The sequence below is a fragment of the Arthrobacter sp. genome (assembly GCF_031179385.1).
Lineage (GTDB): Bacteria > Actinomycetota > Actinomycetes > Actinomycetales > Micrococcaceae > Arthrobacter_D.
Map to the genome: position 1 here is coordinate 1 of NZ_JAPSHV010000190.1, position 3,417 is coordinate 3,417.

Sequence of the window (3,417 nt, forward strand, 5' to 3'; positions counted from 1 at the left end):
TAGGGTTGAACCATGAACAATCCTGCGCCTTCCAACCCTTCGGCACGGCCCACCAAGCCGTCACGGCAGTCTTCGCCGCCGTCGGACAAGGAGCTCGCAGAAACGCGGAGACTGTTGCGCGTCTTCATGTTGCTCCTCCTCGGCACTCTCCTCACCGCAAATTTCCCGCTGCCCTGGAAGGTGCTCGGCCTTCTTTTCGGCCTGGCAGCCCTCACGGTCGGGATCCTCGCCATGGTCAACCTCGTGCGGCAGAAAGCCCCCGCGCTGGTGCGGGTCTCGACGACGGTGGGCCTGGTCGCCAGCCTCCTGCTCACCATGGCGACGGGCGCGGCCGTACTGCTGTGGCCGTTGACGGCCCAGTACGAGGAATGCATGGCCTCTGCCCTTACCTCGAAGGCGCAACGGCAGTGCGAGGAGGACCTGCGCAACCTGAACGGCTTGCTGGAACCTCGCTCGTTAGCTCCCGGACAGGAGGACCCATGGTCGACGTCGTAACCTCCATCACGATCGACCGCCCACTCCAGCAGGTGGCGCCCTATGCGGCAGATCCCGCGAACGCGCCCGAGTGGTACGTGAACATTGATTCCTCCCGGTGGCTGACCGAGCCCGTCCTCGAGGTAGGTTCGCGCGTGGCCTTCTCTGCGAGGTTCCTGGGCCGGACGCTTTCCTACGTCTACGAAATCGCGCAGTTCGATCCTTTGGAGCGGCTTGTGATGCGTACGTCCGAGGGACCTTTCCCGATGCAGACCACCTACAGCTGGGAGGCCGCCGGACCATCCACCACCCGGATGGAATTGCGTAACACCGGACGTCCACGCGGGTTCTTCCGGCTGCTCGGCCCCCTCCTTGGGAAGTCGATGCACACAGCGAATTCGAAGGATCTGCAGAACCTGAAGCGGCTGCTTGAGTCGAGCTGAGTGGCTTAGCGCGACTCCCGCTCCAGCAGCGGCCCGGCCGCATAACCAATGACGACGCCGGCCGCCACCTCTGCCGCCACCCACAGTCCCGTCCACACCGGATCGGGGCCAAGGTCAACGAACCGTCCAACTCCCAGCGAAGCCCGCGACAGCAGGGCCAACAAGGCCGTGGCGACACCGGCCAACACACCCACGAACAACCCCAGCGTCACCGACGACACCGCGGCTGTGAACCAGCGCGCGCTCACCTTCAGCTGGAGCCACTCATCGAAATGGTTCTCGCCTTCGCGGAAGAACCACCAGCCCGCCAGGACGCCCGCTGCGACGGGTATCGCGAGCGCAACCAGCCCATACTCCAGCGGTCCCGACGGAACGGCGCCGAGAATGGGCACCGCGGGCAGCGGCCCCGCTGTAGTCGCCAACGGGCTGATGGAGCTGCCTGCCCCCAGCGCGAAGCCTGCTCCGGAGGACCATGCGAGGCTCCACACCATGAGGTTGGGCAGGAAGCCGAGCTGGCCGACTGTTATGACGGCGCTGCCGACTATTCCGGCGTCGAGCCTCTCGTAGATTGTGGCGATCGCCGCCCAGTGAATAGCCAGCGCCACGGCCAGCAGGAGGGCCGACAACCCGAGCGCAGAAACCGTCGCCAGGAAAGCGGCGCGAACGGCGGACCAGACGTAGGAACCCGCCCAACGGGAGGACTGGCTCGTCGTCGCAATCCAGTCAGCGAGGTTCACGCCGATCAGCCGCCCCCAGGAACCCGCTTCGCGGTAGGCGCCGATGATCATGCCCGCACCGGCTGCGATGAGCGGCAGGCAGGCGGCAGCCACGGGCGACGCTGAGGTAGCGCCGTCGTCGGCCAGGTAGGCAGCTCCGAACCCGAAGAGGGCATAAACGGCCAGGGCGCCGAGGAGTGCCTGCCAGAGCTGGTCCGTATAGGAGGCACGGGCAAGACGCCGGCCTGCGCGCCATGCGAGGAGGAACGGGATCAGGGTGAGTCCGAGGGGCACTGCCCAGAGAAGACTCGAACCGCCCTCGGGGAGTGTGAGCTGCAGCGGCACACCGTGCAGCACCAACCAGGACTGTGCAGCGAGCTGCACAGTTCCCAACGCGTCACGTCCGGCGAAACCACCCGTCAGCCACGCGGCGCCGAGAGGGATCAGGACAATCAGCGCGGAAATAACTGCGGCCTGTCCCAGCTCGAAGGCACCCTGCAGCCACAGGGGCATGGGAATCGCACGGGGCTTGGTGGGGAGTTTCATCCCTTCCATGGTGCCACCGGCTGCGGTACCCGCCGCTGAACGACTCGGCGACCTGGCTCACGGGCACTGGAGCCGGCGCATGCCGGAACGTCAGCCGAGCAGGTCGATGATGCCCTTGATGAGCGCTGTGGCAGCCCCCAGGAAAGCTATGACGACGACGGCGAACCGGGCGTGCCGGTCACGGATGTACTTGGCGAGGCGCTCCCCCGCAAGGATCCCCACGATGATCGACAGGGGTATGAGGATCCACATCCAGGTTTCAAGAGGCGGCACTCCACCCGGGTCAATGAGGAGTTTGACCAGTATGGTGGCTGAGCCGATCACGGTGAAGAAGGGCTGCAGGGTGGCGGCGAACGGCCGTTGCGGCCACCGCGACAGCAGCGCGTAGGCGCTCACGGCCGGCCCGCCCACACCGGCCATGGAGTTGGTCAGGCCGGAAGCAAGTCCCGCAACGGCCTTCGAACGGTTCCCCGTCAGCACCACGGAGGAGCGCTGCAGCAGCAGCGAAGCGGTCAGGGCCACCAGCACGACGGCGCCCACTGTCACCGCGAGCGGCGCGCTCGGCAGCCCCACCGCCGCGAAAGACCCCGCGACGGAACCTAACACCGCCGGAATGGCCAGCCACCGGAACATGCCCCAGTCGATGTCCTTCCACACACGGGGGGTGATGAGAGCGGAGGAGACGACTCCACAGATGTTGATGAGGAGCACACCCTCATGCGGGCCGAGGATCAGCACAAGAAAGGGAGAGACGAGCAGCGCGAAGCCCAGTCCGGCAATGCGCTGGGCGACCGCACCCACCACGATGAGTGCCAGAACGAGGATGAAGAGCGCTAACGTCACTTGGATACAGTACGCCGGGGCAACGGTTACGCTGGCACGATGAGCCATGCTGCGACGGTCCTCAACACTGCACACTGGCGCCGGGAGGTCTTTGCGCTCTACCGGGAGGTCCGGGATACAGCGGCGACCGGCTCCCCTGCCCTCGCCCACGCCCACTGGCGCACCGGCCGAGACAGGCTCTTCGCCGGCCATCCGGCGTCGCCCCTCTCCGCCGAGGTCCAGCGGAACTTCGCCGGCCTGCCGGTGGCTCCCTACGACCCCGACTTCCGCTTCGAGGCGAACATCGACGACGACGGCGCCGGCCAGCACATGGAGGTCCCGACCGGAACCGATGGGGTGGTGCCCTTCGAGCGGCTCGGCACTGTGGTGCTCGACGGCGTCGGCAGGCTTGCGCT

General features: G+C 66.7%; 5 protein-coding genes. 3 read left to right on the forward strand and 2 right to left on the reverse strand.

Annotated elements, in window-relative coordinates; translation table 11 throughout:
• The first annotated feature begins 12 nt into the window (after positions 1-12).
• Together RIF85_RS15200 and RIF85_RS15205 are read left to right on the forward strand one after the other, a co-directional pair.
• Positions 13-495, forward strand: coding sequence for a hypothetical protein (locus RIF85_RS15200; protein ID WP_309072743.1), 483 nt, complete (start codon positions 13-15; stop codon positions 493-495).
• On the forward strand, positions 480-917 hold the full coding sequence (locus RIF85_RS15205) for an SRPBCC family protein (protein ID WP_309072744.1): 438 nt from the start codon (positions 480-482) through the stop codon (positions 915-917). Before RIF85_RS15200 ends, RIF85_RS15205 begins: the two co-directional genes overlap by 16 nt.
• A gap of 5 nt (positions 918-922) precedes the next feature.
• Here the strand turns inward: RIF85_RS15205 and RIF85_RS15210 are convergent, their stop codons facing one another.
• Both RIF85_RS15210 and RIF85_RS15215 read right to left on the reverse strand, forming a co-directional pair.
• Entirely contained in the window at positions 923-2,179 is a 1,257-nt protein-coding gene (locus RIF85_RS15210) for a DUF6350 family protein (protein WP_309072745.1), read from the reverse strand.
• 90 nt (positions 2,180-2,269) lie between these two features.
• Positions 2,270-3,022 carry a sulfite exporter TauE/SafE family protein gene (locus tag RIF85_RS15215; protein WP_309072746.1) on the reverse strand — a complete coding sequence of 251 codons (753 nt, stop codon included), beginning with the start codon at positions 3,020-3,022 and terminating at the stop codon, positions 2,270-2,272.
• A 39-nt stretch (positions 3,023-3,061) separates the two neighbouring features.
• Between RIF85_RS15215 and RIF85_RS15220 the strand changes: the two genes are divergently transcribed.
• A partial coding sequence (locus RIF85_RS15220; protein WP_309072747.1) for a DUF1684 domain-containing protein occupies positions 3,062-3,417 on the forward strand: 356 nt, incomplete at its 3' end.

Coding starts and splice junctions, on each gene's coding strand:
- RIF85_RS15205 (WP_309072744.1), top strand. CDS start 480: ATGGTCGACGTCGTAACCTCCATCACGATCGACCGCCCACTCCAGCAG.
- RIF85_RS15210 (WP_309072745.1), bottom strand. CDS start 2,179: ATGAAACTCCCCACCAAGCCCCGTGCGATTCCCATGCCCCTGTGGCTG.
- RIF85_RS15200 (WP_309072743.1), top strand. CDS start 13: ATGAACAATCCTGCGCCTTCCAACCCTTCGGCACGGCCCACCAAGCCG.